This is a genomic window from Actinomadura rugatobispora (assembly GCF_042656285.1).
Taxonomy (GTDB): domain Bacteria; phylum Actinomycetota; class Actinomycetes; order Streptosporangiales; family Streptosporangiaceae; genus Spirillospora; species Spirillospora rugatobispora.
This window is the reverse complement of record NZ_JBHSON010000082.1, coordinates 27,463-53,375: the sequence shown is the minus strand read 5'-3', so window position 1 is coordinate 53,375 and position 25,913 is coordinate 27,463. Positions and strand designations below refer to the sequence as shown.

Sequence of the window (25,913 nt, the reverse complement as noted above, 5' to 3'; positions counted from 1 at the left end):
CGCCTTCGAGCACACCCCCATCGGGATCTTCCGCGACATCGACCGCCCCTCCTACGACGAACTCCTGCGCGACCAGATCGACGAAGCCGTCGACACCCACGGCGAAGGCGACCTGGCCGCCCTGCTCAGCAGCGGCGACACCTGGCGCATCGACTAGGCGCCGGACGCGTACGCGGCGGCCCGGGCCCTTCGGGGTCCGGGCCGCCGCGCGTTTCGGTTCCGAGGTGAACGGAGCGGGCCCCTTCCGCGTCCTGACAGACTGAGGAATCATGCTGCCGGGAGGTGACGATGCGGGTCGTTCCGCGCCGCAGGAAAGACCGCGGGAGTCCACGGGACACCGCGCCCGCGGGAGCTCCGGGCCGGGGCACCGTGACGACCGCGGAGCCGCCCGGCGGCGGCACCAGGACGCTGGAGCTCGGCCCTCCGCCGAGCGAGGAGATCGTCCGGCGCCGGGCCCGCGCGGCCGAGCGGCAGCGCGCCGCGACCGAGCTCAAGCGCAGCCGGGCCGCGCGGCGCCGGGGTAGCGCCCGCCATGACCGCGCGGTGCGCGAGCACCGTTCGTCGCTGCTGGTGATGGTCGTCCTGCTGGGGCTGCTGATCGCGACGGTCGTGGTGAGCGGCGGGCTGATCGCCGCGTCGATGCGCACCCGGCCGGTGGATCTGGCCGCGCCGCTGCACATCTACCCGGTCACGCAGACCGTCCCGGGGCAGTGCCCCGCGGGGACGCAGGGCATCACCGGGCAGTCGTCGTCCGGGCTGGCCTGCTACCAGCTGAGCCAGGGCATCGCGATCCGGAAGGTCGCCGACCTGCGCGTGCAGCGGGTTCGCGACCGCGGCGCCTACGACGTGGCGGTGACGCTCCGGGCCAACGACCGGCGCGCGTTCGCCACCCTCACCCGCGCCACGCTGAACCGCGATCTGGCGTTCGTCGTCCGGGACCGCCTGGTCACGGTGCCGCGCGTGGACAGCCCGATCCTGGACGGCAAGGTGGTCATCACGGGCTCGTCCAACCGGGCGGAGGCCAACCGGCTGGTCCGCAGCCTCCGCGGCCGCTGACGGCGCGTGGAGGTCGCCGAGGAGGGACCGCTGTCCGGCCGGGTCGCGGTCGTGACCGGGGTCAGCCGCCGGGCCGGGATCGGTTTCGCGATCGCCCGCGGCCTGCTCGCCGCCGGTGCCCGCGTGCTGGTGCAGTCGTGGGCGCCGCACGACGATGAGCAGCCCTGGGGCGCCGACCCGGACGGGGTCGAGGGGGTGCTGGAGGCGCTGGGCGGCACCGGGCCGCGGCTGGACCACATCGCCGCCGACTTCGCCGACCCCGAGGCGCCACGCCGGGTCGTCGACCGGGCGGTGGAAACCTTCGGCGCCGTGGACGTGCTGGTCGCCAACCACGCCCGGTCCAAGCTCGGCGGGCTCGACGAGGTCACCGCCGAGGAACTGGACCTGAGCTGGGCGGTGAACGCCCGCGCGGACGTGCTGCTGGTGCAGGCGTACGCGGCCGTGCGCGACGACGCTCGGCCCGGCGGGCGGATCGTGCTGTTCACCTCCGGGCAGCACTTGGGCCCGATGAGCGGCGAACTCCCGTACGCGATCAGCAAGGGGGCGGTCCACCAGATGACGCTGAGCCTGTCCGACGCTCTCGCCGACCGCGGCATCACCGTCAACGCGGTCAACCCGGGCCCGGTGGACACCGGCTGGGCCGGCGGCGAGGTGGCCGAGAGCGTCAGGCGGGCGCTGCCGGCGGGCCGGTGGGGCACCCCGGACGACGTCGCGCGGCTGGTCCGCTGGCTGGCCTCCGACGACAGCGCGTGGATCACCGGGCAGGTCATCAACTCCGAGGGCGGGTTCCGCCGCTCGGCGATGTAGCCGCGACCGCGTTGCAGGCGATCAGGTGGGCGGGAGGGTCTCGCCCTGGGCGGCCTGGATCTCCAGTTCCACCCGCAGGCTCTCCCCGACGGCGTTGACGCCGGCTTCGACGATCTGGCTGTAGCGGATGCCGAACTCGGCGCGGCGGAGTTCGGCGGTGGCGCGGAACGCGGCGCGGACGCCGCCCCACGGGTCGGGGCCGGTGCCGAGGTAGGTCAGGTCGAGGTCGACCGGGCGGGTGTGGCCGTTCATGCTGAGGCGGCCGTGGACGGTCCAGCGGTCGGGGCCGAGCGCGGTCAGGCCCTCGCCCTCGTACTCGATCACCGGGTGCACGTCGACGTTCAGGAAGTCGGCCGAGCGCAGGTGGTCGTCGCGCATCTTGTTGCCGGTGTCGATGGACGCGGCGTCGATGCGGGCGGTCACCCGGGACCGCTCCACCTCGGCGGCGATCTCGATCCGGCCCTCGAAGGCGCCGAACCGGCCGCGCACGCTGGACAGCCCGAGGTGCTGCGCGACCGCGGTGACGCTGGAGTGGACCGGGTCGATCGTCCACGGTCCGGGCGGGGGCAGCGCGGCGCCGCCCGCGCGGGCCAGCGTCAGCGCGCCCAGGTCGGCGGTGCCCGAGCTCGGCACGATGAGCGTGGACGCGGCGGGCTGGTAGCCCATGGCGGTCACGATCGCGGTGTAGGTGCCGGCGGGGAGGGGGTCGCCGGCGAAGCGGCCGTCCTCGCCCGCCTGGATCCTGGCGGCCTGGCGTCCGGCCAGGTCGGTCACGGTGACGATGGCGTGCCGCACGGCCCAGCCGTCCCTGGTCCGCACCGTGCCGCGCAGGCCGCGCGCGTCGTCCATCAGTTCTCGTCTCCCGGTGTCACTGTCGTGGTCGTGCTGGTTCGTCCGGCCCGGGCGGGCGCTCGGGAACGGCGCTCGCGCGCTCAGTCGCCGGGGTGGCCGAGCGTCACGTCGTGCTGGTCCTGGCCGGCGCCCGACAGCGACACCGCGGTGGCGACCGGCGGGTAGCCGGAGGCGATCACGGTGTACTGGCCGCCGACCAGGTCGGCGAAGGCGTACTCGCCGTCGGGGCCGGTGACGGCCATGGCGACGACGTTGCCGGCCGCGTCGACCAGCGTGACGCGGGCGTCGGCGAGCGGGGCGCCGCCGGTGGTGCGGATGGTGCCGCGGACGCGGGCGCCGGGCGGCAGTTCCACGTCCTGGCGGGTGCGGCCGTTGCCGACGATCTCCGCCTGGACGGCGACCGGCCGGTGCGCGGCGGCGCTGACCGCGAGGGTGTAGGCGCCCGACACCAGGTCCTTGAACAGGTAGGCGCCGTCGTTGCCGGTCCGGCAGGTCCCGACGACCTCGCCGCGGACGTCGGTGACGACGACCATGGCGCCCTCGATCGGGTCGCCCTGGGCGCCCCGGACCGTTCCCGCGAGCCCGCCGTTGGCGGCCAGCGCCAGGTCGAAGTCCACGGTCCGGTCGCCGACGACGAGCGTGGCGGCCTGCGGCTCGTGCTCGCCGGTCGCGGCGATGAGCACGTAGGTGCCGGGCCCGGGGACGCCGAGGGCGTAGCGGCCGTCCTCGCGGGTGAACGCGCGGCCGAGCTGCTGCCCGCCCACGTCGATCAGGGTGAGGGTGGCCGAGGCGACCGGGTCTCCGTCGCCGCCGGTGACGCGGCCGCGGATCTGCGGCCTGCCGTCCCCGGCGCCGTTCGGTGACGGGGCCCCGGACGGGACGGCGCTCGCGGACGCGGCGTCCGCGGAGACGGCGCTCGCGGAGGGAGAGCCCGCCTGGGCGGCACCGGCGAGGCCGTCCGGGAAGGTGTGCTCCCCGGCGGACGCGGTCGGCGCTCCCACCGCGACGAGGTTCTGCTCCTGGCGGGCTTCGTGCCGGGGCGGGCGGGCGTGCCGTCCTCCCGAACCGGTCGGGCTCGCCGTGACGGGTTCCTGCGGGGCCGGGACGGCCGGTGCCCCGGCGGCGGCCGCGGTGGCGGTCTCCGCGACGGTCCCTGCAACGTTCCCGGTCTCCGCGGCGACCTCCGCGGGGCCGCCGCGCAGCGGCAGCTCCTTCAGCGCGATCACGGCGAGGAGACCGGCGGCGGCGATCGGGATGCCGACGAGGAAGACCATCTCCAGGGCCCCGGTGAACGACTCCAGCACGATGCCGTGGAACGGCTCGGGCAGCCGGTGGATCTGCTCCGGGGAACCCAGCACCCCGGCCGTCCCGGAGGGCGGCCGGACGTGCGCGGCGGCGAGCCTGTCGTTCAGCTCGGTCGTCAGCGCGTTGGACAGGATCGCGCCGTAGGCGGCCACGCCCATGGTGCCGCCGAGGTTGCGGAAGAAGGAGACGCCGGAGGTGGTGGCGGCCAGGTCCTTGGTGGCGGCGGCGTTCTGCGCGGCCAGGATGAGGATCTGGAGGGTGAGGCCGAGCCCGACGCCGAGCACGGCGACGGCCACGCCGATGTAGACCTCGCTGGAGTCGGTGTGCAGCCGGGACAGCAGGAACAGCGCCACGGTGACGCAGACCATCCCGATCACGGGGAAGATCTTCCAGCGGCCGGTGCGGCTGACGATCTGCCCGGAGACGGTGGAGGTCACGAGCATCCCGATGACCAGCGGCAGCGTCATCAGCCCGGAGGCGGTGGGGCTCATGCCCTTGACGATCTGGAAGAACTGCGGGAGGTAGATCATCGCGCCGAACATGGCGATGGCCATGCACAGCGAGCCGAAGGCGGCCAGCAGGAAGGTGGAGTTGCGGAAGAGCCGGGGCGGCAGGATGGGCTCGGTCGCGCGGCGTTCGGCGACGACGGCCAGGATCAGCAGCACGAGCGCGCCGCCGGCCAGCCCGTAGGTCCAGGTGGAGTTCCAGTCGAACTCCTTGCCGCCCAGCGACAGCAGCAGCATCACCACGCTGGCGGCGCCGGTGATGGTGACCGCGCCGAAGACGTCCAGCCGGGTGTCGCGCTTGACCTTCGGCAGCTTGAGCACCCGCTGGATGACCAGGAAGGCGACGACGGCGAGCGGGATGCAGACGTAGAAGCACCAGCGCCAGCCGAGCGCGTCGGCGTCGACGATGAACCCGCCGAGCAGCGGTCCGGTGACGGTGGCGACGCCGAAGACGGCGCCCATGTAGCCGGCGTAGCGGCCGCGCTGGCGGGGCTCCACCACATCGCCGATGATCACCTGGGCCAGCGAGGACAGCCCGCCGACGCCCAGTCCCTGGACGGCGCGGGCCGCGATCAGCTGGCCGATGCCCTGGGAGAGCCCGGCCGCCACCGAGGCGACCACGAAGATCAGCAGTGCGCTCTGGAACATCAGCTTGCGGCCGAACAGGTCCGAGAGCTTGCCCCACAGCGGGGTGGAGGCGGTCATGGTGAGCAGCGAGGCGCTGGCCACCCAGGAGAGCTGGTCCTGGCCGCCGAGGTCGCCGACGATGGTCGGCAGGGCGGTGCTGACCACCGAGGTGGAGATCATCGCGGTCAGCATGGCCATCATGAGGCCCGACAGGATCTCCAGGATCTGCCGGTGCGTGTACCGCGGCCCGGCCTGTTCCGCCGGCGCCGCCTCCTTGACCAGCGGTGCCGCCGCACTCGCTCGAACCACTCCCGCCCCCGTACTTTTGGGTATCCATTACCTGTGTTTTGCATATATCCTATGTAGTCAGGCGTTTACTTGCAAACCAGGACATACACGCGCGGAGGATAGGGAACCGGTGCTGGATCGACTGGAGCGTACGGAGGCCCCGGAGGCCAGACCCCGTCCCAAGCGGGACCGGGAGGCCACCCGCCGGCGCCTGCTGGAGGCCGCCCGCGACCTGTTCGGCGAGCACGGCTACGACGGCGTCACGGTACGGATGATCGCCGCCGCCGCGGACGCCAACGTGGCCCTCGTGCACCGCTACTTCGGCTCCAAGGCCGCGCTGTTCGCCGAGGTCCTGGAGGGTGAGTACGTCATCCAGCGGGTCATCGCCGGCGTCGACGACACCGAGCCGCTCCCCCTCCGGCTGGCCCGGCACTTCGTCCGGCAGGCGCACCGCGGGCCCGCCTCTCCCGTGCCCCGCATGCTCGACCGTTCGGTGGGCAGCGACGAGGTCCGGCGGATCCTCAACGAGCAGACGGAACGGCTCATCGTCCAACCGCTCATGGACCAGTTGTCGGGGCCCGATCCGCGGGTCCGCGCGCTGCTCGCTGTGACGATAATCATGGGCGGCGGCCCCATCCGGCGCGCGCTCGGCGTCGAGGACCTCCGCGCCGCCGACCCCGAGACGCTGACCGCCCGGATCGCCGCGATGTTCGAGGCCGCCCTGGCGCCCCTCCGCTGATCCCGCCCGCCGTACGCCGCCGGGTGTAATCGCGCGGCGCCGCGTACGGCACCGGGCGCAGCCGAGATCGACTCAGGGTCGGAGGGTCCCGTCCCCCACGGCACATAGGCTTTCCGCATGAGGCTGGGGGGAGCGCGACGGCTCCGTGAAAGGTGGGGTTCGGCCCGTACCGCCACGCGCTGGACGGCGGCGGCCGGGGCCGCGGTGGTCCTCGCGGGCGGCGGCGGCCTGGTGTGGGGCGTGGCCGCGGGCGGCGAGCCCGCCGTCCGGGCGCAGGCGCACCGCATCGAGGTGGTCGACGGGCCGAAGAACGACCAGCGTGTGACGTTGGACACCACCTTCTACCGCCCGGCCGGCGGCGGCAGGGCGCCCGCGGTGCTGCTCGGGCACGGGTTCGGCGGCTCCAAGGACGACGTCCGGCAGGAGGCCGAGGAACTGGCCCGGAACGGCTACGGCGTGCTGACCTGGTCGGCGCGCGGCTTCGGCCGCTCCACCGGCGAGATCGCGCTCAACTCGCCCGACTACGAGGTCAAGGACGTCCGGCAGCTCATCGACTGGCTGGCCAAGCGTCCCGACGTGCGCCTGGACGGGCCCGGCGACCCGCGGGTCGGCATGGCGGGCGAGTCGTACGGCGGCGCCATCGCGCTCCTCACCGCCGGGCACGATCCGCGCGTCGACGCCATCGCGCCCCAGATCACCTGGAACGACCTCGCCGACGCCCTCTTCCCCAACGGGACGGGCCAGGGCGCCGACAAGGGCGTGTTCAAGAAGCTGTGGGCCGGGCTCTTCTTCACCGGTGGCGCCGGTGAGGGCCCCGCGGCCCAGTCGTCGGCCTGCGGGCGCTTCCTCCCCGAGATCTGCTCGATGTACCAGGAGATCGCGGAGACGGGACGGCCCACTCCCCAGGCGATCGAGATGCTGCGGCGGTCCAGCCCGTCCCAGGTCGCCGGGCGGATCAAGGCGCCCGCGCTGATCGTGCAGGGGCAGGCGGACTCGCTGTTCCCGCTCGACCACGCCGACGCCAACGCCCGCGCCATCGCCGGCAACGGCACCCCGGTCTCGGTCGTGTGGTTCCAGGGCGGCCACGACGGCGGCGCCCCCGAGACCGACCGGATCCGCGGGCTCGTGCGCGGCTGGTTCGACCAGCGGCTGCGCGACCGCGAACCCGCCTCGGACGAGGAGCGCGCCGCCCCGTTCACCGTGACCCGCGCGGGCGGCATCGACTCCTCCACGCAGGAGGTCGTGGTGGAGCCGGCGAAGGCGGGCGCCTACCCGGGCCTGAACGCCGCGCCGCGCACGCTGCCGCTGTCGGGGCGCGAGCAGACCGTCCACAACCCGGCGGGCGGCACCCCGGCGTCCATCTCCGCGCTGCCGGGCCTGGGCGCCCTCGGCGGCCTCGGCGACCTGGGCGCGGGCGGCGCGGCCGAGGGGCAGCTGCCGGTCGACATGCCGGGGCAGTCCGCCACGTTCGACACCGCGCCGCTGCGCGAGCCGCTCCGGCTGACCGGGGCCGCGACCGTGCGGGTGCGCGTGACGGGCGAGGGCGACGTGCCGCTCTTCGCCAAGCTGTACGACGTGGGTCCCGGCGCCCGGCAGGGCGTGCCCGCGCGCCGCATCGCCGCCCCGATCCGCGTCCAGGACGCCGCCGGGGGGCGCGAGGTCGCGGTGACGCTGCCGGCCATGGACTACCGGTTCGACAGTGGCCACCGGCTCCGGCTCGTGCTGTCGACGACCGACATGGGGTTCGCCACGCCGGCCGCGCCCGCCTCGTACAAGGTGGCGGCGGTGTCGGGGCTGTCGGTGCCGACCGTGCCCGCGCTGCGCGCCGACCCGGCGCCCATCCCGTCCTGGGTGTGGGGCCTGCCGCTGGTCGCGCTGGCCATCGCCGCGGGGCTGCTGGTCACCGGGCGCGGCCGGCGCGGCGCCGCCGCCCCGGGCCGCAAGGACGCCTTCGATCCCGAGCTGGCCGCGGTGCCGCTGCAGATCGACGGGCTGACCAAGGCGTACAAGAACGGCCATCTGGCCGTGTCCGACCTGTCGTTCCGCGTCGAGAAGGGGCAGGTCCTGGGGCTGCTCGGGCCGAACGGCGCCGGTAAGACGACCACGCTGCGGATGCTCATGGGCCTCATCCACCCGGACGCGGGCGAGATCCGGATCTTCGGGCACCGGGTGACGGCCGGGGCGCCGGTCCTGTCGCGGCTCGGCTCGTTCGTCGAGGGCCCGGGGTTCCTGCCGCACCTGTCCGGCCGCGACAACCTGGACCTGTACTGGCGGGCCACCGGGCGTCCCGCCGGGGAGGCGCACCTGGAGGAGGCGCTGGAGATCGCCGATCTCGGCTCCGCCCTCGACCGCGCGGTCCGCACCTACTCCCAGGGCATGCGGCAGCGGCTGGCGATCGCCCAGGCCATGCTGGGCCTGCCCGACCTGCTGGTGCTGGACGAGCCCACCAACGGCCTGGACCCGCCCCAGATCCGCGAGATGCGCGAGGTGCTGGTGCGGTACGCGGCGGCCGGGCGCACCGTCATCGTCTCCAGCCACCTGCTCGCCGAGGTCGAGCAGACGTGCACGCACGCGGTCGTGATGTCGCGCGGGCGGCGGGTCGCCGCCGGCCCGGTCGCGGAGATCGTCGGCTCCGGCCGCCGGCTGGAGGACGCCTTCCTGGAGATCATCGGTACGGGGGATTCCACATGAGCACCCGAGAAGAGGTCACGACGCTGGACGCGGACGGGGCCGGGGGCGCCGCCCGGAGGGACGGGGCGGCCGCCGCGGGCTCGGGCGGCCCCGGCGACGGGGGCGGCTCGGCGGCCTACCGGGTGCGGCGCACGCTGCCGCTGCGGGTGGAGGTCGTCCGCCAGTTCCGGCGCCGCCGCACGCTGGTCGCGTTCGGGATCCTGCTGGCGCTGCCGTGGGTGCTGGTGGCGGCGTTCCAGATCGGCGGGGACCAGACCGGCCCGGACGGCATGCCGAGCCTGGTGGACGTGGCCACCTCCGGGGCGATGAACTTCGCCCTGTTCACGCTGTTCGTGTCGACCGGCTTCCTGCTGGTGGTGGCGGTCGCGCTGTTCTGCGGCGACACCGTGGCCAGCGAGGCGGGCTGGTCGTCGCTGCGCTACCTGCTGGCGGCGCCGGTGCCGCGGGCCCGGCTGCTGCGACAGAAGCTGGTCGTCGCGCTCGGGTACTCGACGGCGGCGGTGCTGACGCTGCCGCTGATGTCGCTGGTGGCGGGCACGGTCGCGTTCGGGTGGTCGCCGGTGGAGCTGCCGACCGGCGGGACCGTCCCGACCGGCACCGCGCTCGGCCGGATGGCGATCATCGTCGGGTACGCGCTGGTCGGGCAGCTGGTGGTGGCGGCGCTGGCGTTCCTGCTGTCGGTGACGACGGACTCGCCGCTGGGCGCGGTCGGCGGCGCGGTCGGGCTGGTGATCGTGTCGAACATCCTGGACGCGGTGACGGCGCTGGGCGGCTGGCGCGAGTTCCTGCCCAGCCACTGGATGTGGGCGTGGATGGACGCGCTGCAACCGCAGATCCAGTGGACCGGCATGGCCAAGGGGGCGGCGATCTCACTGGCGTATTCGGCGATTCTGTTCGCGCTGGCCTTCCGCCGCTTCCGGGCCCGCGACGTGGTTTCCTGACGGTGCTTTCCCCGGCGGCCGCCGGGCGGCATTCTGGGGCGATGAGCGACGCGGAGACGGTACGGGAGATCGCGCTGGGGCTGCCCGGCGCGGCGGAGAAGGTCAGCTGGGGAATGGTGACCTTCCGGTTGTCCAAGGGCTGGCAACTGGCCCCGAAGAAGGCCGTCGCCGAATTCGACGCCCGCTGACCGCGCCCGCCGCTCCGGCCACGGGCGTGGCGGCGCGTCGCTCCGCTGGCCGGATTCGGCCTCGGGAAAAACCGGCCCGACTTTCCTGACACTGCGCAATCGGATCGGTACGCACCGTCAAATCATCGCCCCGAAAATCGGTCGAACCGGCAGAGGTGGTGGCATATGCTCGGCGAACCTTTCGCCCGGTGTTCGCGTCGGACGAAATGACCGCGACATCGGCTCGATCGGCGGGTTAACACCCGGCCCGACGGGGGAGATGATCACCATGGCACGGCAGCAGCTCGTCAAACGTCCGAAACCGCCACGGCAACCGAGCCCGCTCGATCTCCGGACCCCCACGGGCCGTCTTCTGCCGTACTGACAAAAGGCTCACCGCCTCCCGCGGGAAAAAACCGAGCGCAGGGCCTCTCCACACGCCGTGGAGAGGCCCTGCGGCCGTTGGAGAGGCCCTGGATCAGGCGCGGGCGCGGCGCCGATCACGAACATGGCGCGCCAGCCCAGCGCCGGGATGACCGAGATCCCCAGCAGCGCGGTCACCACCGCGCCGACGTGGTACCCGGTCATGATCGTGGTGGTGGCGGTGCCGGACCGGCCGCGCCGGGCGTACTCGCCGACCAGGGTGATCGCGGTGGGCAGGCAGCCGCCCAGGCCCAGCCCGGCCAGGAACCGGAGCAGCCCGAACACCGCCGCCGAGGGCGCCAGCGCGCACAGCGCGGTGAACGCCGAGAACGAGGCCACGGCGATGATCAGGGCCTTGCGGCGGCCGATCACGTCGGTGATCGCGCCGATCGTGAGCGCCCCGACGGTCATGCCTACCAGGCCGGCGGTGGTCACCGCGGACGCGGTGCCGGGGGTGAGGTCCCAGACGTTCTCGCGCAGCAGCACGGGCAGGACGGTCCCGAGCACGACGAGGTCGAAGCCGTCCAGCAGGACGGCGGCCCAGCAGAGCGGGAGCACCCATGCACGGGCGGGTGGGGTTCGGGTCGCCATCGGCGGCCTCCAGTGCGCTGGGTCACAGCGGGTGTCCGCCCATGTTCGGCCCGATTTCACCGACTGACCTGCGAAAACTTCCACTGGGCGGAAAGTCGGTGACAATGCGACCATGCTGGAGACCGAACGCCTGATCCTGCGCCCGCTGTGCGGGGCCGATTTCGACGACTACGCGGCGATGCTCGCCGACTCCGAGGTCGCCGGCGGCCTGGCCGAGCCGGTGGGCCGGACCCCGGAGGACGCCTGGCGCAGCCTCGCCACGTTCATCGGCCACCACGAGATCCGGGGCTTCTCCCACTGGGCCGTGATCGAGAAGGAGACGGGCCGGTTCGCCGGCCGGGCCGGCCCGTGGAGCCCGCTCGGCTTCCCGGGCCTGGGCGTGGGCTGGTGCCTGGCCCGCGAGCACTGGGGCAAGGGGTACGCGACCGAGGCGGGCCGCGCGGCGATCGCCTACTGCTTCAGCGCGCTGGACGCCGAGGAGGTCGTCTCGCTCATCCTGCCGCGCAACGGCCGTTCGATCGCCGTCGCCGAGCGCCTCGGCCACCGCCACCTGCGGGACGAGGAGTACCGCGGCCGGTCCGTGCACGTCTACGGGCAGCGCCGCCCCGCCGCGAACGACTAGGGGCTCCGGCGGGCGGGCGGCGGCGCGCCGCCGCTCACCCGCCGGACGGCCCGCTTCTGATCACGCGGTCGGCGTGGGCGAGGATGCGGGTCCGGATCTCCTCGACCGTCATCCCGCCGCCGGAGAGCAGGTCGACGAAGTCGGCGCGGAGCGTGCCGAGCAGGACGTGGGCGGTGAACGCGGTCTCCTCCTCGGGCAGGCCGGGCCGGGCCTCCGCGATCACGGCGGCGAGCGCGGACTGCCACGTCCGGTAGCGGCGCATGCGGTCGGGGGTCGCGTGGTTGCCCATCGCGCGCAGCAGCGGCCGTCCCGGGACGGTGATCCGGTCGAACAGCCCGGCCAGGAAGGCGACGGCGCGCCCGGCCGGGTCGGTTCCGGAGTCGGCGAGGGCGGCGAGCGCGTCCGGCTCCCAGTCCTCGGTGAGCTGCTCGAACAGCGCGTTGACCAGGCCCGCGCGGTCGCCGAACCGGCGGAACAGGGTGCCCTTGCCCACCCCGGCCTCGGCGGCGATGTCGCTCATGGACACCTGGTCGATGCCGTTCTCGCAGATGAGGCGGTGTGCGGCCAGCAGGATCGCGCGCCGGTTGCGCGCGGCGTCGGCCCTTTCCCGGTGTGCCAACCGGCCCTCCCCTGACATAAACGGACCGATGGTCCGTATTCTATCCCCCGTAACCGGACCGCCGGTCCGCTAAAGGAGGATTCCATGCGCGCTGTACGCTTCCACGACTACGGCCCACCCGCGACCCTCACCCTCGACCAGGTGCCCGACCCCGAGCCCGGCCCCGGCGAGGCGCTGATCGAGGTCGTCGCGGCCGGCGTCAACTTCTCCGACCTCCAGCTCCGCTCCGGCGCCCTCCGCGCCTGGGCTCCCGACCTGCCCCTCCCGTTCACCGCCGGGCACGAGGTCGCCGGCACCGTCACCGCCGTCGGCCCCGGTGCCGACCCCGCCCTGCTCGGCCGCCGCGTCCTCGCGCTCTCCCCCACCGGAGGCGGCTACGCCGAACTGTTCGTCTCCCCCGCCGAGGCCCTGGTCCCCGCACCGGACCTGGACGAGCACAAGGCCCTCGCCGTCCTCACCCAGGGCACGACCGCGGTCGGCATCCTCGACCGGGCCGCCCTCGCGCCCGGCGAGACCGTCCTGGTCACGGCCGCCACCGGCGGGGTCGGCAGCCTCCTGGTCCAGCTCGCCGCGCACGCCGGGGCCACCGTCGCCGCCGTCGTCGACGACGGCCAGAAGGCCGAAACCGCCCTCGAACTCGGCGCCCGCGTGGCCGTCACGCCCGACACCCTGGAGGACGCCGGCCCCGTCCACGCGGTCCTCGACTCGCTGGGCGGGCCCTTCACCCGCGCCGCCCTCGGCCTCCTCCAGCCCGTCACCGGCCGGCTGGTCATGTACGGCCGCATCACCGACCGCCCGCACGAGATCGGCTCCGAGACCGTCTACCTGCGCGCGCTGTCGATCCTGGGGTTCGCCAGCGCCCTCCTGCCGCCCGAACGGCTCGTCCCGCTGCGCGACCGGGCCTTCGCGCTCGCCGCCGAGGGCGTCCTGGACCCCATCGTGGGCTCCGTGCGCCCCCTGGCCGAGGCCGCCGCCGCCCATGAGGCCATCGAATCCCGCACCTCGGTCGGCAAACACATCCTCGTCCCGTAACCCGCCCCCTTTTCAGGCATCCCCAAAAGGAGAAGAATGGCGTCTTAATCCCCCTGGTACGGCCGACCACCGGGCCGTCGTCCCCGCGCATCGGCGGCCCCCGCCTTCCAGCGAGAGGGACGCACATGACCTCCACCCGCATCCAGGACGAGGCCGCCGCGCGCCTGCGCCCCGGCCTCTCCGGCATCGCCCTCCTGCCGGACGACCCCGGCTACGAAGACGCGCGGACCATCTTCAACTCCATGATCGACCGGCGTCCGGCGGTGATCGCCCAGTGCGCCACCGCCGGCGACGTCGCCCGCGCCATCGAGGTCGGCCGGTCGCTCGGCCTGGAGATCGCCGTGCGCGGCGGCGGCCACGGCGTCGCCGGCAAGGGCATCACCGACGGCGGCCTCGTCATCGACCTGCGCCGCATGAGCACTGTGACCGTCGACCCCGCCGCCCGCACCGCCCGCGTCTCCGGCGGCGCCCTCATGAGCGACCTGGACCGGGCCACCGAACCGCACGGCCTGGCCACCACCGGCGGCCGCGTCTCCACCACGGGCGTCGCCGGCCTCACCCTCGGCGGCGGCTCCGGCTGGCTCGAACGCCTCTGGGGCCTGGTCTGCGACAACCTGCTCGACGTCGAACTCGTCACGGCCGACGGCGAGATCGTCCACGCCGGCGAGGAGGAGAACCCCGACCTGTTCTGGGCCCTGCACGGCGGCGGAGGCAACTTCGGCGTGGCGACCGCCCTCACGCTGCGGCTCCACCCGCTCTCCAAGGTCACCGTCGCCCTCCTGCTGTGGCCGCCCGCCGCCGCCCGCGACGTGCTCACCGACTACCGCGCCTTCATCGACTCGGCGCCCGACCAGGTCGGCGGCGCCGCCATCTACCTCACCGCGCCGCCCGAGCCGTTCGTTCCCGAGGACCTGGTGGGACGGCAGGCGCTCGCCATCCTCGCCGTCTACGCGGGCACGGGCCCCGAGGCCGACGACGCGCTCGCGCCGATGACGGGCCTGGAGTACACCGGCGGCCTCGTCGCCGAGATGCCCTACGCCGACTTCCAGTGCATGCTCGACGACCCGCCCGGCTTCCGGAACTACTGGTCGGCCGAGCACATCGGCGCCCTCCCGGACGAGGCCCTGGACCGGTTCGCCGCCCGCGCCGCGGACATGGTCGTCCCGTCGGCGTCCCAGCACATCCTGCTGCCCCTGGGCGGCGCGGTCGCCGACGGCGGCACCGACTACCCCGTCCCGTGGCGCTCGGCGCCCTGGGTCGTCCACCCGCTGGGCCTGTGGGAGAACGCCGAGGACGACGAACGCGCCATCGCCTGGGCCCGCGGCACCATCCGCGACATGCGCCCCTGGTCGATCGGCGCGGTCTACCTGAACTTCATCGGCAACGAGGGCCGCGACCGCGTCATCGCGGGCGTCGGCGCCGACAACCACCGCCGCCTGTCGGAGGTCAAGGCCCGGTACGACCCGGAGAACGTCTTCCACCTCAACCAGAACATCGAGCCCGCCTGACCGAGGTCCTCTAAGCTGCAGGGCCATGATCACCCCAGACCAGGAGGAACCGCTCGCACTTCGGCCCTCATACCGGCACCTGATCCTCGTCGTCCTCATCTACGTCCTGGTCAACGTCGGCCTGATCATCACCGACCGGGGCATGCTCGTCCTGCTCTCGCCCCTCTACCTGCCGCTGAGCATCGCCATCGCGCTCGGCCCGGGGATCATCACCCTGTCCGGCAGCCGCGGCCGCACGACCGTCGACGCGTCAGGGGTGACCCGAACGAAAGGCGGCACCGAGCAGCACATCCCGTGGGACGAGATCGAGCGGATCTCCTTCACCGGCGGAGCGCTCGGCATGGGCTTCGTGCTGGTCCTGGTCAGGCGCGGGGGCGGTCGGCTGATCCTGCCCGCCCCCGCGCCCAGCATGTTCGCTCGCGAACGCTCACTCGCGGCCCGGCTCGAACCGATCTACGCCAGAGCCGGGACGCACCGCCCCCGCGTCGCCTCCCAGCCCGTCCAGCCGGGCGCCCGCCGCGTCACATCCCTCTCGCACACCATGACGCTGGCGGTCCTCACGGGCGTCTCGGTGCTGACGCTCTACCTCGCGAGCCCCTGGACCCAGGCCTGGTGGCCGGGCCGGGAGGAAGCCGTCGCCCTGCCGACCGCCTGCTCGGTCGCCGACAAGGCGACCGTCGCCCGCCTGGTCCCGAACGCCAGACCCCCCAAGTCCGTCCCGCCGGGCCGTCCCGAGCGCGCCAGCCTGTGCTCGTTCAGAACAGCCGACCCGTTCCCCACGCTGAGCATCGCCCTCGTCCTGGAGGAACGCGGCCTCGGCCTCGACGGCGGCGCCACCGAACGCCTGCGCGACTCCTACGCCAAGCGGTCATGCCCGGCGAGACTCCCGGGCATCGGAGACGACGCCTGCCTGACGATCAAGAACGTGGGCGACGTCAGGACCACGGTCGGGGTGTCGGCGCGCAAGAACAACATCCACATCACCGTCGAGTACTACGGAACGGCCCCGACCACCCCCGCCACCGAGGAGACCATCCGCCTGACCCGCGCCGCCCTGGACGGCATCCCCTTCGAATGACCACTCACCGCGCGGTCATCCCCCAAGGTGTGCCAGGAGATCGTCTCCGGACGGGTACGGGCTCTCCCGCGGCAGCAGCCGGGTCGCGGAGTCCAGGTCACGATCCCTGACGAGCGCGTGGATCTCGTGGGCGAGTGGTGTCACATCGCTGATGGAGACGATCCACTCGTCCGCGTAACGCCGGACGGCCTCACCGGAGAGCCCGAGTTGCAGGGAGCGGTACGGCAGGGTCCGCAGGTGCAGATCGCGCTCGGGGTCCCACTGGACGCGGGCCGGTGCGCGCTTGACCTGACGCTGCCAGGTGCCGCGATCCGGGTGCAATCCGCGCACGTAGTGCGAGAGGCATGAGTGGCGCAGTGCCCACTCGAAGCCGTCACGGGTGATCTCGACGGCGAGGACGGTCTCCTGTCCCGTCTTGGCGCCCCAGCCGCAGCGGTACATCATCCACAGGAACGACGGCTTGATCCACGTCATCCGATCCCGCTTCCATGCCGCGGGGAAGCGGCCCTCGCGCGCCGCGGGCAGCCCGATGTCCGGGGCGTACGCCTGGTAGACGGTGATCGTGGACGCCGTATGGAGAGCGCGGATCCGGTGTCGTGGTTCTTCCATGGCGTCGATAGTGAAGCCGACCGATTCCGGTCGGCCAATCATTTTCGAGCCTCTTGGACCGCGGGAAGCTTGTGCGCGTCAGTCGGGCGCGCCATCCGGGTCGTGGCGCAGGAGGCCCCTGCGCAGCAGGGCGGCGACCGAGTCGTCCCAGCGTCGCAGCTGGTCGCCGGTGGCGAGCGGCTCGGGCAGATGGCGGTCGATCTGGGCGCGGAGGATGACGGTGCCGATGACGAGGATGAGTGGATTCAGCACGGCCCAGGTGCGGTCGGTCCCGGGTGAGAGCAGGCCGTGGTCGGCGAGCTGGTCCCATTGGGCGGCGCTGACGGTGACGAGGCCGTCGAAGATCACGGAGGCGATCGCGTCGCCGTCGACCATGGCGCGGCCCACGTAGCCGACCACCTCGGGGTGGTCGGTCATGATCGAGGTGACGCGGTGGCCGAGTTCGGCGAGCGAGTCCTCCGGCGGCGCGGGCAGCGGCGTGGAGGCGACCGCCTCGCCGACGACCCGCAGGACATGGTCTTCGACGGCCGAGACCAGGCGGGCCTTGGTGCCGAAGTGATGCTGCACCAACCCGATGGACACGTCCGCGGCCTCGGCGACCGCGCGCAGTGAGGTGCCGGAGACACCGCGGGTCGCGAAGCACCTCAGGGCGGCGTCACGAATCCGGTCCACCGTCGACGGCTCGGCGGGGTCCGCTCGGAAGGGAAACAGCGACTGCGGGTCCACACGCACCACCCTAGACAATATGTTCATATCGTGCCACGGTATGGACATATTGTCGCCTTGAGGGGACGGGTGATCCTCGATGAGAGAACGGATCGAGCGGCACGGCGCACCGGGAGCCGACCGGCTCCTGCGGTGGGTCACGGTGGTGCTGGCGCTGGGCGTGGGCGCGCACGGCATCGACCACATGGTCGTCCGGGGCATGGCGGCCTCGCCCGCACCGGTCATCGTCGGTGGCTACATCCAGGCCGGGTTCGTCCTCATCGCGATGGCCATGGTGCTGACGCGCCGGCGGCGGGCACCGGAAGCGGCGGCCGCCGCCGGGTTCGGCAGCGCGGCCCTGTTCGTCTACGCCCACGCCCTGCCGTCGGTGTGGCATGGCTACAGCGACAGTTTCGTCTCGCCGCCGCACACGGGTGTGAGCTGGTACTCGTGGGTGACCGCGGTCGCCGAGATCGGCGCCGGCGTCGTGGCAGGGGTCGCGGGTGTCCGTGCATCCAGGAACAGGGGCGCGACGGCCGAGCGGCCCACCGTCGTGGTCGAGCGGACCATCGCCGCGCCCCCGGAGGCGTTGTACGAGCTGGTCGGCGAGGTGAGCGGGATGGCGCGCTGGAGCCCGGAGACGGTCCGGTGCCGATGGCTTCCTCCGGCGACCGGTCCGGCCGTCGGTGCCCGTTTCCGGGGGACGAACCGGCAGGGCCGGCGCCGCTGGTCCACGACGTGCACGGTCGTCGCCGCCGAGCACGGGCGGCGGTTCGGGTTCGAGGTCCGCCTCGGCCGGCGGCCGTTCTCGCGCTGGCTGTACACCTTCGAGGCCCGAGGCGCGGGTTGCCGGGTCGCCGAGACGTGGACGGATCTGCGACCGGCCTGGATGCTCCCGCTCTCGTGGGTGATCTCGGGCGTGACGGATCGCACCGGCCACAACCGCGCCGGCATGGAGGCGACCCTGGCGGCACTGGCGCTCGCCGCCGAGCGATCCGAGGCGGGGCGGGCATGACCGCGGCGCTGGTGCTGGGCGGCTACGGTGCGGTCGGCCGCGAGGTCGTGGCGCGGCTCCGGCAGGGCGGGGACACCGCGGTCGTGGCCGGCCGCGACGCCGCCCGCGCCGACCGGCCCGTCGACCTGACCGAGACCGGGTCCTACCTTGCCGCGTTGGCCGGAATCGACGTCGTGGTCAACGCCTCGGGCGTGGAGGACCCGCGGCTGGCAGAGCTCGCGGCGACGCGAGGGGTCGCGTTCGTCGACATCACGGCAACGGCCTCCTATGTCGCCGCACTGGAACGGCTGGACCCGCCGCGGCCGGTGCTCGTCAGTGTCGGTCTCGCTCCCGGGCTGACCAACCTGCTCGCCACCGCCGTGCACGAGAGCGCACCCGGCCCGGTCGACCTGGCGGTCCTGCTCGGGGCCGGCGAGCGGCACGGCGCCGCGTCGACCGAGTGGACCTACCGGTTGCTCGGACGGCGTTTCCACGCCCACGGCACCACGATCCGCAACTTCACCCGGCCCGCGCTCTTCGACCTGCCCGGGCACGGCCGCCGGCGACTCCACCGGCTGGACTTCTCCGACCAGCACACGCTCAGCCGGGACCTGGACGCGAGGGTGCGGACCTACTTCGGGCTCGACTCACAGCCGGCGAGCGCGGCGCTGGCCGTACTGACCTGGATTCCCGGCGCTTCCCGCGCTCCGCGCGGTCTGCACCTGCCGGGCGGCGACGACTGGCTCATCCTGGCCCGAGGCCACGACGGCACCACACGATGGGCCCGAGGCCGCAACCAGTCCCACGGCACGGCGGTCATGACGGCGCTCGCCGCCCGCACGGCGGCCGGGCTGCCACCTGGAACACACCATCTCCACCACGTGCTCACACTCCGCGACCTGCCCTCCGGCCAGGGAATCGAGCTCGCACCAGAGAGGTGAGGCACCCGCCGAGCCGCGGGCGTGCTGTACCGCGTGCACAGTACGGGCCCTTGAGTTGTGCGCCAATACACTCTTCTCCACGTCATTTTGTGCGTCCATTGACCACTATTTCGTCGCAGGGGATGCTTCGGGGGCTGCCGATCTTTTTTCGGGGCGCCGTAGACGCATCGATTGCGAAGGGGCCATGAAATGGCGCGATCACCTCTCGCCGACGTCGCATGGGGATACATGCCCGCTCAGATCCTCCACGCCGCCGCCGAGCTCGGGCTCGTCGAGCTGCTGGCATCGGGGCCGCGGTCCAGTGAGGAGCTGGCCGCCGAGACCAGGACGCATGGACCGTCGCTTCTGAGGCTGTTGCGCGGCCTCGTGTCGCTGGGCCTGCTGACCCAGACCGCGCCCGACCGGTTCGAGCTCACCGAGCTGGGCGGTCACCTTCGCAAGGACGCGCCCGACACGGTCCGCAGTGTCGTCATGTTCCTGTGCTCCGCCGGGCCGTGGTCGTCGTGGGGTGACGTCCTGCACAGCCTGCGCACGGGCGAGACGGCGTTCGAGCACAACTACGGAAAGCAGGCGTTCGAATACCTCGCCGAGCACCCCGAGGAGGCCGAGAAGCTGAACGGCGCGATGGGGCAGATGACCCGCGACACGGCCCGCGGGATCATCGCCGGGTACGACTTCTCGCCATTGCGCACGGTGGTCGACGTGGGCGGCGGCAATGGCACGTTCGTCGCCGAGATCCTGCGGGCCGCGCCGAAGGTGAAGGGCGTGGTGTTCGACATGCCGACCGGAGTGTCCGAGGCGGCGGCGACCCTCGAGGCCGCCGGTGTCGCCGACCGGGGCACCGTCGTCTCCGGCAGCTTCTTCCAGTCGGTGCCGGAAGGCGCGGACGCCTACGTGCTGAAGCTCGTGCTGCACGACTGGGACGACGAGAAGGCACTGAAGATCCTGCGCAACATCCGGGAGGTGATCGAGCCGGGCGGCCGGCTGCTGGTGTTCGAGCGGCTCGTCCCCGACATCGTCACGGAAGACCACAAGCGGGCCCTGCTGGCCGACCTGCTCATGCTCGTGCTGACCGGCGGCCGCGAGCGCACCGAGGCCGAGTATCGTGACCTGTTCGCCAAGGCCGGCTTCACCCTGGAGTCGGCCACCGGCCCGCTGGGAAACCTCGGTTTCACACGCCTGGAGGCCGTCCCGTCCTAGAACCACCCTGTGACCGAGTGATCGACGTGTATGACCGATCACCATCCCGGCGGGAGCTCTTGAGGCTTTCGGGTCCACCACCAACGGCACTCCCGGCCCTCGGCCAGAGGACGCCAGTAGCCGGCGAGTTCTGCTCCTCCGTCGTCCACGGTCACGGCCGAATACCGGCCGTCAAGGCGGGCGACGACGCGACGCACCTTCTCCTTGAGCCCGGTCGGCATCGTATCGAGATATTCCTCGATCGCGTCACGTACCGTCAGGTCGTTGAGATACTCGTAGACCATGTAGTAATCCGTACGCGGCCAGCCCTGCTCCATGCGCCGGATCAACAGGCACCACGTGCGCAGGCAGGCGAAGACGCCATAGAGCGGCTCGGTCATCTGCGCGGCGGTGGCAGTGCCGACTCCGGATTGCTCGACCTTGAGGCGTTGCAGGTCGAGCATGCCGATCGTCGAGCGTTCTTCCGGGCTCAGGCCGCGCGACAATGACGCGAGTTCGGGGAACGCTTCCAGGCCCATCCGCCGGCCGGCGCGACTCCCGTCGGGCAGGAGAGGCCGGTGCCGCCCAGGATGCCTCGCCATGTAACCCCAAAAGAACTGAAGTTCGCCAACTAAGAATGTGCTCGGCAAGTTAGCACCCGACACCCGCAAACTCAGTCGAGCGGCTCAAACCTACCGACATCGACCGCGCGGTGGAGCCAGGGCTGTCAGCCGTCCGCAGGTGCGGTGCCCGTGGGACATGAACCACCGAACAACTGGTCACCTATAGCGGCGCGGGGGGTCTGTGCGTCCACGGTCCCGGCCCGCCCACCGCAGGCCGGGACCGTGGACGGCCCGCACGTGCCGCACCGCACCGGGTCGGGGTCCAGCCCGAACGAACGTCCGCACGCAAGGTGCCGGGCAGCGGCTTCTACGCGGGATGCCGTTCGGGCTGGAAGGTGCCCACGGCGCCGGCTGACTCCTGCGGTCGCCCCTCCGGGGTGCCCTACGGCCATCGACCGGCCCCTTCCCGGTAGTTGAACGGGGAAGCCGCGGCCCTCACGCGGTCACGGACGGCGGGTTGGGGTTCAAGTCACTCGCCGCCCGGATACCGCGATACGAGGGGTTGGGGGCTCGCGCTGCCGCCCCTGCTTCCGTTCCTCGGACCGTGAACGGTCCTGCGGTACGGGTCAGGGTTGCCCTCGAATCATCCGCTGTGGCCTTCAACCACCCGGCAACAGTCACAGCATTCCGCGTCCACGGCATCGAGGGCACGTCCTCCATTCCGTCCGTGCAGGCGCCGCCTTCTTGCTGTGCCCCGAATGCTTGGCATGCCTGACGTGCTTGATCCGGCCCGACCCTCCACAGGAACCGCACCGGGTCCCTTGCTTGCCCTTGTCGCCCAACCGCCGCCCTTCCTCCCGCTCGTGACGCTCAGGTTGAGCGGGGCCAGGGCCAGCCCGCAGGCTTCTTGAGCGCGTAACGCAGTTCGCCGGGGTTGATCGCTTCCACCAGCCGAGGCCCATCCCGCAGCGGGACGAGCGCCCACCACGAGCCGGTTGCCTGCCCGTACCAGGCCCACACGCCGGGAAACTGCTCCTGGATCACGTCGGTCACCGGCCGCCCGTCCAGCACGCCGGGCAACACCACCTCAGGGCCGGTCATCGGCCGCCCCGTCCGTCCCCTCCACGAACGGGACCGCCAGCACACGCGCAATCCGCTCCGCCGCCGTCTCCACCTCCGACACCGGGCACAGCGGCTCCAGTTCCGCAGGCGAGTTCCGCTCAGCCCCCGACCAGGCCCACAGCCACCACAGCGACCCGCCCAGCGGACGACACACCACCTCCTGCTGGAGACGCGGACTCAGCGCCTGCCCACGCGGATCGTCGGTGTCCGGATCCCCCGCCGGGTTGCGGGCCCGCACCACACCATGCCCCCACGCCTCAGCGACCAGGCCACGTCCCTCCAACGCAGCGACCAGCGCCAACGCTGCAACCTGCCAGGCAGGTCGGGGGGCGTCGCTGCGTCCCTGCTCTCCACCGGTTGTCGTCGTGTCGATGCTCATGGACTCTCCCGCTCACCATCGGTGTCTGATTCGGGCGTGGAGAGTGACCCTAGGAACGCCGGACGCTGGCGACCCGTACCTGTGTGAAGGGAAAGAACCCGTACTTCAGTGCGGGTTACACGACCCCGGCGCGCTGTGCCAAGCCACGCAGTTCCGGAGTGCTGGCTTGATGCTCGCGACGCACCAGTTCAGTGAGCAGATCGTTGGTGCCAGCGTCGTACCGGACGAGTTCAGGCGAAAGCCTCTCGGCCTTGAGCAGCGTGTTCACGGCCGCCGCGTCCTTACGCTGGAGAGCGTAGGCCCGCGCCAAGTCGATGGAGACCTGTGCGCGACGGCCGAGTAGACCAGGGCCGAGGTGTTCGACGTCCAACGGCTCACCGCGCTTGAGAGCGAGCTTGGCATCCCCGAACGAGACGGCCGCCGACACCTCATGGATGAGGACGTTGGTCGGGCCGAACGCCGACCAGAAGTCGTTGCGATCACCGCCGAGCTCGGCCGCGATCACACGCGCGGAAGCGAGATGCCTGTCCACGGCCGCGCGATCGAACCGGGCGGCCGCCGCCGTGACCGCGACGAGGCAGAGCCCACCCTGGACGGAGAGCACAAGCGGGAACGGCCGACGCACCGACGCGGCAAGGGCATCGCGCGAGCGGACGGCCAAGTCCTCAGCCTCACGTGCGCGCTTCTGACGGATCAGCACGTACCCGAGCCGGTAGGCGCTGACTGCGGCCAGGAGGGGACGATCACCCATCTGAGCCGCCGACAAGGAGCGGTCCGCCGCCGTCCAAGCAAGATCAGCCTCACCGACCCGGTTCAGGGTCATGGTCGCCGAGTGGTAGACCAGCGAGCACAGGGTGAAAGCCGCGCGCTTCTCATCACCTTTCATGCTCCGGCACGCCCGTTCCGCTGCCAGGATCAATCCCGGCAAGAGCCGCCCCGCTTCGTCGTAGCGGGTGGCCTGATACGCCCGGTTCGTACGCCTCAGCTCATGGCCAAGCCAGGTCAGGCGGGGACGTTGGTCATTGGCCGAACGCGAATTGATCACGTCTGGAAGCGTCTCGTACTGGAGCATCGCCTCCCGAATGGTTGCCGATCCCTCGTACTTCGCCATGTCAGCACCCGTGTCTTCGCTGGTGAGCTGGTTAATGTCCACGTCGAGCACCTCGGCCAGGCGGACGAGCACCGAGTGACTGTCGATCGACCGCCGCCCGCGTTCGACTTGGCTCAGCCAGCTTTCCGACCGTCCGATCAGACCCGCGACCACCACTTGGGACAGCCCGCGGCGCCGACGCTGCCGAGCGATCCGACGTCCGATCTCCGCGCGAGCGTCCACGGCCCATGTCCTTTCAGGAGGTCAACCGTCGAGGGTGCTGTCCAGCTCTGTGAGGATCCGCTCCCAGCGTGGCATGCGCGCGTTCGGAGGCGCAGCCGGATCGAACAGCACTCGCACCCCTGCCCCGCGTAGGGTCTCGACGCTGCGGGCGAAGGCCGGATGACGGGCAAGAGCGTCCTTGAGCAGGGGTGCGGCCACGATCGGCACGCCGAAACCCATCAGCTCACACAGCAGGCCCACGGCGAACGTGTCGGCGAAGCCCGCGGCCCACTTGTTGATCGTGTTGAACGTCGCCGGAGCGACCACCACCGCGTCAGCACCAGGCAACTCGTTCGGCTCATTCGGCATGCGGAACTCGCTCCGCACCGGTTGCCCTGTCACCTCCGCCAGATGGGCGGCATCGACGAACCGCAGGCCCATCGGGGTGGCGATCACGCAAACCCGCCATCCCGCGTCCCGCGCCAGCAGGGTGAACGTCTCAGCGTCATACGCCGCCGGGGCGGCGCAGACTACGAAGTAGAGGACCCCTCGCGAGGTCACGCCTTACTCGGCGGAAGCTACGCCGACCGGGCAGGACAAGCCCGTTCCGCCGAGGCCGCAGTAGCCGTTCGGGTTTTTATTGCTTGATAGATACTGCTGGTGGTAGTCCTCGGCGAAGTAGTAGTCGGTGGCCTGGGTGATCTCGGTGGTGATGGGGCCGTGGCCGGCTTCGGTGAGGACCTTCTGGTACGCGTCGCGGGACGCCTCGGCCTGCTTGCGCTGGGCGTCGTCGCGGTAGAAGACCGCCGAGCGGTACTGGGTGCCGACGTCGTTGCCCTGGCGCATGCCCTGGGTGGGGTCGTGGGCCTCCCAGAAGACGCGCAGCAGCTGCTCGTAGGACACCTTGGCGGGGTCGTAGACGACGCGGACGGCCTCGGTGTGGCCGGTCAGGCCGCTGCAGACCTCCTCGTAGGTGGGGTTGGGCGTGTAGCCGCCCTCGTAGCCGACGCTGGTGGACAGGACGCCGGGGGTCTGCCAGAACTTGCGTTCGGCGCCCCAGAAGCAGCCGAGTCCGAACTCGGCGATCTCGGCGCCGTCGGGGTAGGGCGGGGCCAGGGGCGCGTCGAGGACCTCGTGCCGCGGGGGCACTCGGATCGGCTCTTCACGTCCGGGCAGGGCCTTCTCTGGAGAGACCATCTGGGTCTTCGCGAAGAACATGCCCCCAGGCTACGCCGTGGAGGGCGACATCAGCGTGTACGGATTTGGGTGATTACCTCCTGCTAACGTGGCGTGCGTGGCTGAGCGGCGGGGGATCGTGTACGGGGTCGCGGCCTACGTGATCTGGGGGCTGTTCCCGCTGTACTGGCCCCTGCTGAAGCCGTCCGGGGCGACGGAGATCCTGGCGCACCGGATCATGTGGTCGCTGGTGGCCGTGCTGGTGATGCTGGCGGCCGGACGGCGGTGGATCCGGGGGCTGTCGTGGCGGCGGGCCGGGCTGCTGGCGGCGGCCGCGGTGATGATCACGCTGAACTGGGGCGTCTACATCTACGCCGTCAACAGCGGTCACACCCTGGACGCGGCGCTGGGCTACTTCATCAACCCGCTGATCAGCGTGCTGCTCGGCGTGGTCGTCTTCCGGGAGCGGCTGCGCAGGTGGCAGTGGGCGTCGGTGGGGCTGGGCGGGGCCGCGGTGGTGGTGCTCGGCGCCGGGCACGGGCGGCTGCCGTGGATCGCGCTGGTGCTGGCCTTGGCGTTCGGTACTTACGGGTTGCTGAAGAAGTTCGCGGACACGCCGTCGCTGGAGAGCCTGGCGGTGGAGACCGCGGTGATGTTCCTGCCCGCGCTGGGCTTCGCGGTGGCCCTGGGGGTCCAGGGGGAGGCGGAGTTCGGGCACAACGGCCTGGTGCACGCGGCGCTGGTGGCGGGCGGCGGGTTCGTCACGGCGATCCCGCTGCTGCTGTTCAACGGGGCGGCCATCCGGCTGCCGCTGAGCGTGATCGGCATGCTCCAGTACCTGACGCCGGTGCTGCAGTTCCTCATCGGCCTGCTGGTGCACCACGAGGACATGCCCGCCGACCGGTGGGCCGGGTTCGTGCTGGTGTGGGCGGCTCTGGTGGTGCTGTCGGCGGACGGGCTGCGGGCCCGGCGGCGGCCGGTCCCGGTCACCGAGGGAGATCATCGAACTTCACCGGGTTTCGGGACATCGCTAGAGGAGGGAACCGCAAGGCACTAAAGTGCCGGAGGTCACACCCCTCGT

Annotated in this window: 26 protein-coding genes and 1 pseudogene; 15 read left to right on the top strand and 12 right to left on the bottom strand. The window is 72.2% G+C overall.

Annotation, left to right across the window (positions count from 1 at the left end; all coding sequences use genetic code 11):
* The 3 genes and pseudogenes from ACFPZN_RS41890 to ACFPZN_RS41880 all read left to right on the top strand — a co-directional run.
* Window positions 1-157: pseudogene (locus ACFPZN_RS41890) on the top strand (2-oxoacid:ferredoxin oxidoreductase subunit beta); the annotation flags it as partial.
* Between the two features lie 212 nt (window positions 158-369).
* Window positions 370-1,056 carry a SecDF P1 head subdomain-containing protein gene (locus ACFPZN_RS41885; protein ID WP_378288160.1) on the top strand — a complete coding sequence of 229 codons (687 nt, stop codon included), beginning with the start codon at window positions 370-372 and terminating at the stop codon, window positions 1,054-1,056.
* Between the two features lie 6 nt (window positions 1,057-1,062).
* Window positions 1,063-1,863: an SDR family oxidoreductase gene (locus tag ACFPZN_RS41880; protein WP_378288159.1), complete on the top strand. Its 801-nt coding sequence runs from the start codon at window positions 1,063-1,065 to the stop codon at window positions 1,861-1,863.
* A 21-nt stretch (window positions 1,864-1,884) separates the two neighbouring features.
* Here ACFPZN_RS41880 and ACFPZN_RS41875 read toward each other — a convergent pair whose 3' ends face one another.
* On the bottom strand, window positions 1,885-2,712 hold the full coding sequence (locus tag ACFPZN_RS41875; RefSeq protein WP_378288158.1) for a YceI family protein: 828 nt from the start codon (window positions 2,710-2,712) through the stop codon (window positions 1,885-1,887).
* A gap of 83 nt (window positions 2,713-2,795) precedes the next feature.
* Entirely contained in the window at window positions 2,796-5,462 is a 2,667-nt protein-coding gene (locus ACFPZN_RS41870) for an MFS transporter (RefSeq protein ID WP_378288157.1), read from the bottom strand.
* Window positions 5,463-5,571: 109 nt separating this feature from the next.
* Here ACFPZN_RS41870 and ACFPZN_RS41865 point away from each other — a divergent pair, with 109 nt between their 5' ends.
* The 4 genes from ACFPZN_RS41865 (at window position 5,572) to ACFPZN_RS41850 (ending at window position 10,000) form a co-directional block, all read left to right on the top strand.
* Window positions 5,572-6,180 (top strand): TetR/AcrR family transcriptional regulator, encoded by a 609-nt coding sequence (locus ACFPZN_RS41865; protein WP_378288156.1) that lies wholly within the window; start codon window positions 5,572-5,574, stop codon window positions 6,178-6,180.
* 117 nt (window positions 6,181-6,297) lie between these two features.
* Complete coding sequence (locus tag ACFPZN_RS41860) at window positions 6,298-8,871, top strand: CocE/NonD family hydrolase (RefSeq protein ID WP_378288155.1); 2,574 nt, start codon at window positions 6,298-6,300, stop codon at window positions 8,869-8,871.
* On the top strand, window positions 8,868-9,812 hold the full coding sequence (locus ACFPZN_RS41855) for an ABC transporter permease (RefSeq protein WP_378288154.1): 945 nt from the start codon (window positions 8,868-8,870) through the stop codon (window positions 9,810-9,812). The genes ACFPZN_RS41860 and ACFPZN_RS41855 overlap by 4 nt, the downstream gene beginning before the upstream one ends.
* 41 nt (window positions 9,813-9,853) lie before the next feature.
* Window positions 9,854-10,000, top strand: a complete 147-nt coding sequence (locus tag ACFPZN_RS41850; protein WP_378288153.1) for a hypothetical protein — start codon at window positions 9,854-9,856, stop codon at window positions 9,998-10,000.
* A gap of 372 nt (window positions 10,001-10,372) precedes the next feature.
* Here the strand turns inward: ACFPZN_RS41850 and ACFPZN_RS41845 are convergent, their stop codons facing one another.
* Window positions 10,373-10,993 carry an MFS transporter gene (locus ACFPZN_RS41845; RefSeq protein WP_378288152.1) on the bottom strand — a complete coding sequence of 207 codons (621 nt, stop codon included), beginning with the start codon at window positions 10,991-10,993 and terminating at the stop codon, window positions 10,373-10,375.
* A 112-nt stretch (window positions 10,994-11,105) separates the two neighbouring features.
* On the opposite strand from ACFPZN_RS41845, the gene ACFPZN_RS41840 reads away from it, so the two are divergent.
* Complete coding sequence (locus tag ACFPZN_RS41840) at window positions 11,106-11,615, top strand: GNAT family N-acetyltransferase (RefSeq protein ID WP_378288151.1); 510 nt, start codon at window positions 11,106-11,108, stop codon at window positions 11,613-11,615.
* A 34-nt stretch (window positions 11,616-11,649) separates the two neighbouring features.
* Here the strand turns inward: ACFPZN_RS41840 and ACFPZN_RS41835 are convergent, their stop codons facing one another.
* On the bottom strand, window positions 11,650-12,234 hold the full coding sequence (locus ACFPZN_RS41835) for a TetR/AcrR family transcriptional regulator (protein WP_378288150.1): 585 nt from the start codon (window positions 12,232-12,234) through the stop codon (window positions 11,650-11,652).
* 84 nt (window positions 12,235-12,318) lie between these two features.
* Between ACFPZN_RS41835 and ACFPZN_RS41830 the strand changes: the two genes are divergently transcribed.
* The 3 genes from ACFPZN_RS41830 to ACFPZN_RS41820 all read left to right on the top strand — a co-directional run bounded on the left by ACFPZN_RS41830 (window position 12,319) and on the right by ACFPZN_RS41820 (window position 15,852).
* The gene (locus ACFPZN_RS41830) at window positions 12,319-13,266 is read left to right on the top strand and encodes an alcohol dehydrogenase catalytic domain-containing protein (protein ID WP_378288149.1); all 948 of its coding nucleotides are present in this window, start codon (window positions 12,319-12,321) and stop codon (window positions 13,264-13,266) included.
* Between the two features lie 125 nt (window positions 13,267-13,391).
* A complete protein-coding gene (locus tag ACFPZN_RS41825) occupies window positions 13,392-14,774 on the top strand; it encodes an FAD-binding oxidoreductase (protein WP_378288148.1) in 1,383 nt (460 codons plus the stop codon).
* 25 nt (window positions 14,775-14,799) lie between these two features.
* Entirely contained in the window at window positions 14,800-15,852 is a 1,053-nt protein-coding gene (locus ACFPZN_RS41820; RefSeq protein WP_378288147.1) for a PH domain-containing protein, read from the top strand.
* A 15-nt stretch (window positions 15,853-15,867) separates the two neighbouring features.
* Here ACFPZN_RS41820 and ACFPZN_RS41815 read toward each other — a convergent pair whose 3' ends face one another.
* Both ACFPZN_RS41815 and ACFPZN_RS41810 read right to left on the bottom strand, forming a co-directional pair.
* Window positions 15,868-16,461 carry a DUF4291 domain-containing protein gene (locus ACFPZN_RS41815; RefSeq protein WP_378288146.1) on the bottom strand — a complete coding sequence of 198 codons (594 nt, stop codon included), beginning with the start codon at window positions 16,459-16,461 and terminating at the stop codon, window positions 15,868-15,870.
* Between the two features lie 78 nt (window positions 16,462-16,539).
* The gene (locus ACFPZN_RS41810) at window positions 16,540-17,196 is read right to left on the bottom strand and encodes a TetR/AcrR family transcriptional regulator (RefSeq protein ID WP_378288145.1); all 657 of its coding nucleotides are present in this window, start codon (window positions 17,194-17,196) and stop codon (window positions 16,540-16,542) included.
* Window positions 17,197-17,266: 70 nt separating this feature from the next.
* Here ACFPZN_RS41810 and ACFPZN_RS41805 point away from each other — a divergent pair, with 70 nt between their 5' ends.
* From ACFPZN_RS41805 to ACFPZN_RS41795, 3 genes are all read left to right on the top strand, one after another.
* Window positions 17,267-18,181, top strand: a complete 915-nt coding sequence (locus ACFPZN_RS41805) for an SRPBCC family protein (protein ID WP_378288144.1) — start codon at window positions 17,267-17,269, stop codon at window positions 18,179-18,181.
* Complete coding sequence (locus ACFPZN_RS41800; RefSeq protein WP_378288143.1) at window positions 18,178-19,101, top strand: saccharopine dehydrogenase family protein; 924 nt, start codon at window positions 18,178-18,180, stop codon at window positions 19,099-19,101. Before ACFPZN_RS41805 ends, ACFPZN_RS41800 begins: the two co-directional genes overlap by 4 nt.
* A 228-nt stretch (window positions 19,102-19,329) precedes the next feature.
* Window positions 19,330-20,301: a methyltransferase gene (locus ACFPZN_RS41795; RefSeq protein ID WP_417281733.1), complete on the top strand. Its 972-nt coding sequence runs from the start codon at window positions 19,330-19,332 to the stop codon at window positions 20,299-20,301.
* Window positions 20,302-20,339: 38 nt separating this feature from the next.
* Here the strand turns inward: ACFPZN_RS41795 and ACFPZN_RS41790 are convergent, their stop codons facing one another.
* From ACFPZN_RS41790 to msrA, 6 genes are all read right to left on the bottom strand, one after another.
* Window positions 20,340-20,819: a hypothetical protein gene (locus ACFPZN_RS41790; RefSeq protein ID WP_378288141.1), complete on the bottom strand. Its 480-nt coding sequence runs from the start codon at window positions 20,817-20,819 to the stop codon at window positions 20,340-20,342.
* Between the two features lie 894 nt (window positions 20,820-21,713).
* Window positions 21,714-21,944 (bottom strand): hypothetical protein, encoded by a 231-nt coding sequence (locus ACFPZN_RS41785; protein ID WP_378288140.1) that lies wholly within the window; start codon window positions 21,942-21,944, stop codon window positions 21,714-21,716.
* Window positions 21,931-22,344, bottom strand: a complete 414-nt coding sequence (locus ACFPZN_RS41780) for a hypothetical protein (RefSeq protein WP_378288139.1) — start codon at window positions 22,342-22,344, stop codon at window positions 21,931-21,933. Before ACFPZN_RS41780 ends, ACFPZN_RS41785 begins: the two co-directional genes overlap by 14 nt.
* 115 nt (window positions 22,345-22,459) lie before the next feature.
* Window positions 22,460-23,677: a helix-turn-helix domain-containing protein gene (locus ACFPZN_RS41775; RefSeq protein ID WP_378288138.1), complete on the bottom strand. Its 1,218-nt coding sequence runs from the start codon at window positions 23,675-23,677 to the stop codon at window positions 22,460-22,462.
* 21 nt (window positions 23,678-23,698) lie between these two features.
* On the bottom strand, window positions 23,699-24,217 hold the full coding sequence (locus ACFPZN_RS41770) for a flavoprotein (RefSeq protein ID WP_378288137.1): 519 nt from the start codon (window positions 24,215-24,217) through the stop codon (window positions 23,699-23,701).
* Between the two features lie 3 nt (window positions 24,218-24,220).
* Window positions 24,221-24,874, bottom strand: a complete 654-nt coding sequence (msrA, locus tag ACFPZN_RS41765) for a peptide-methionine (S)-S-oxide reductase MsrA (RefSeq protein WP_378288136.1) — start codon at window positions 24,872-24,874, stop codon at window positions 24,221-24,223.
* A gap of 76 nt (window positions 24,875-24,950) precedes the next feature.
* On the opposite strand from msrA, the gene rarD reads away from it, so the two are divergent.
* Window positions 24,951-25,889, top strand: a complete 939-nt coding sequence (rarD, locus tag ACFPZN_RS41760) for an EamA family transporter RarD (protein WP_378288135.1) — start codon at window positions 24,951-24,953, stop codon at window positions 25,887-25,889.
* Window positions 25,890-25,913: the final 24 nt, after the last annotated feature.

Bases quoted from the DNA above. Each gene is read 5' to 3' on its own strand.
- ACFPZN_RS41820 (WP_378288147.1), top strand. From the start codon at position 14,800: ATGATCACCCCAGACCAGGAGGAACCGCTCGCACTTCGGCCCTCATAC.
- ACFPZN_RS41840 (WP_378288151.1), top strand. From the start codon at position 11,106: ATGCTGGAGACCGAACGCCTGATCCTGCGCCCGCTGTGCGGGGCCGAT.
- ACFPZN_RS41855 (WP_378288154.1), top strand. From the start codon at position 8,868: ATGAGCACCCGAGAAGAGGTCACGACGCTGGACGCGGACGGGGCCGGG.
- ACFPZN_RS41845 (WP_378288152.1), bottom strand. From the start codon at position 10,993: ATGGCGACCCGAACCCCACCCGCCCGTGCATGGGTGCTCCCGCTCTGC.
- ACFPZN_RS41860 (WP_378288155.1), top strand. From the start codon at position 6,298: ATGAGGCTGGGGGGAGCGCGACGGCTCCGTGAAAGGTGGGGTTCGGCC.
- ACFPZN_RS41830 (WP_378288149.1), top strand. From the start codon at position 12,319: ATGCGCGCTGTACGCTTCCACGACTACGGCCCACCCGCGACCCTCACC.
- ACFPZN_RS41805 (WP_378288144.1), top strand. From the start codon at position 17,267: ATGAGAGAACGGATCGAGCGGCACGGCGCACCGGGAGCCGACCGGCTC.
- ACFPZN_RS41875 (WP_378288158.1), bottom strand. From the start codon at position 2,712: ATGGACGACGCGCGCGGCCTGCGCGGCACGGTGCGGACCAGGGACGGC.
- msrA (WP_378288136.1), bottom strand. From the start codon at position 24,874: ATGTTCTTCGCGAAGACCCAGATGGTCTCTCCAGAGAAGGCCCTGCCC.
- ACFPZN_RS41800 (WP_378288143.1), top strand. From the start codon at position 18,178: ATGACCGCGGCGCTGGTGCTGGGCGGCTACGGTGCGGTCGGCCGCGAG.
- ACFPZN_RS41850 (WP_378288153.1), top strand. From the start codon at position 9,854: ATGAGCGACGCGGAGACGGTACGGGAGATCGCGCTGGGGCTGCCCGGC.
- ACFPZN_RS41825 (WP_378288148.1), top strand. From the start codon at position 13,392: ATGACCTCCACCCGCATCCAGGACGAGGCCGCCGCGCGCCTGCGCCCC.
- ACFPZN_RS41785 (WP_378288140.1), bottom strand. From the start codon at position 21,944: ATGACCGGCCCTGAGGTGGTGTTGCCCGGCGTGCTGGACGGGCGGCCG.
- ACFPZN_RS41815 (WP_378288146.1), bottom strand. From the start codon at position 16,461: ATGGAAGAACCACGACACCGGATCCGCGCTCTCCATACGGCGTCCACG.
- ACFPZN_RS41790 (WP_378288141.1), bottom strand. From the start codon at position 20,819: ATGGGCCTGGAAGCGTTCCCCGAACTCGCGTCATTGTCGCGCGGCCTG.
- ACFPZN_RS41795 (WP_417281733.1), top strand. From the start codon at position 19,330: ATGCCCGCTCAGATCCTCCACGCCGCCGCCGAGCTCGGGCTCGTCGAG.
- ACFPZN_RS41780 (WP_378288139.1), bottom strand. From the start codon at position 22,344: ATGAGCATCGACACGACGACAACCGGTGGAGAGCAGGGACGCAGCGAC.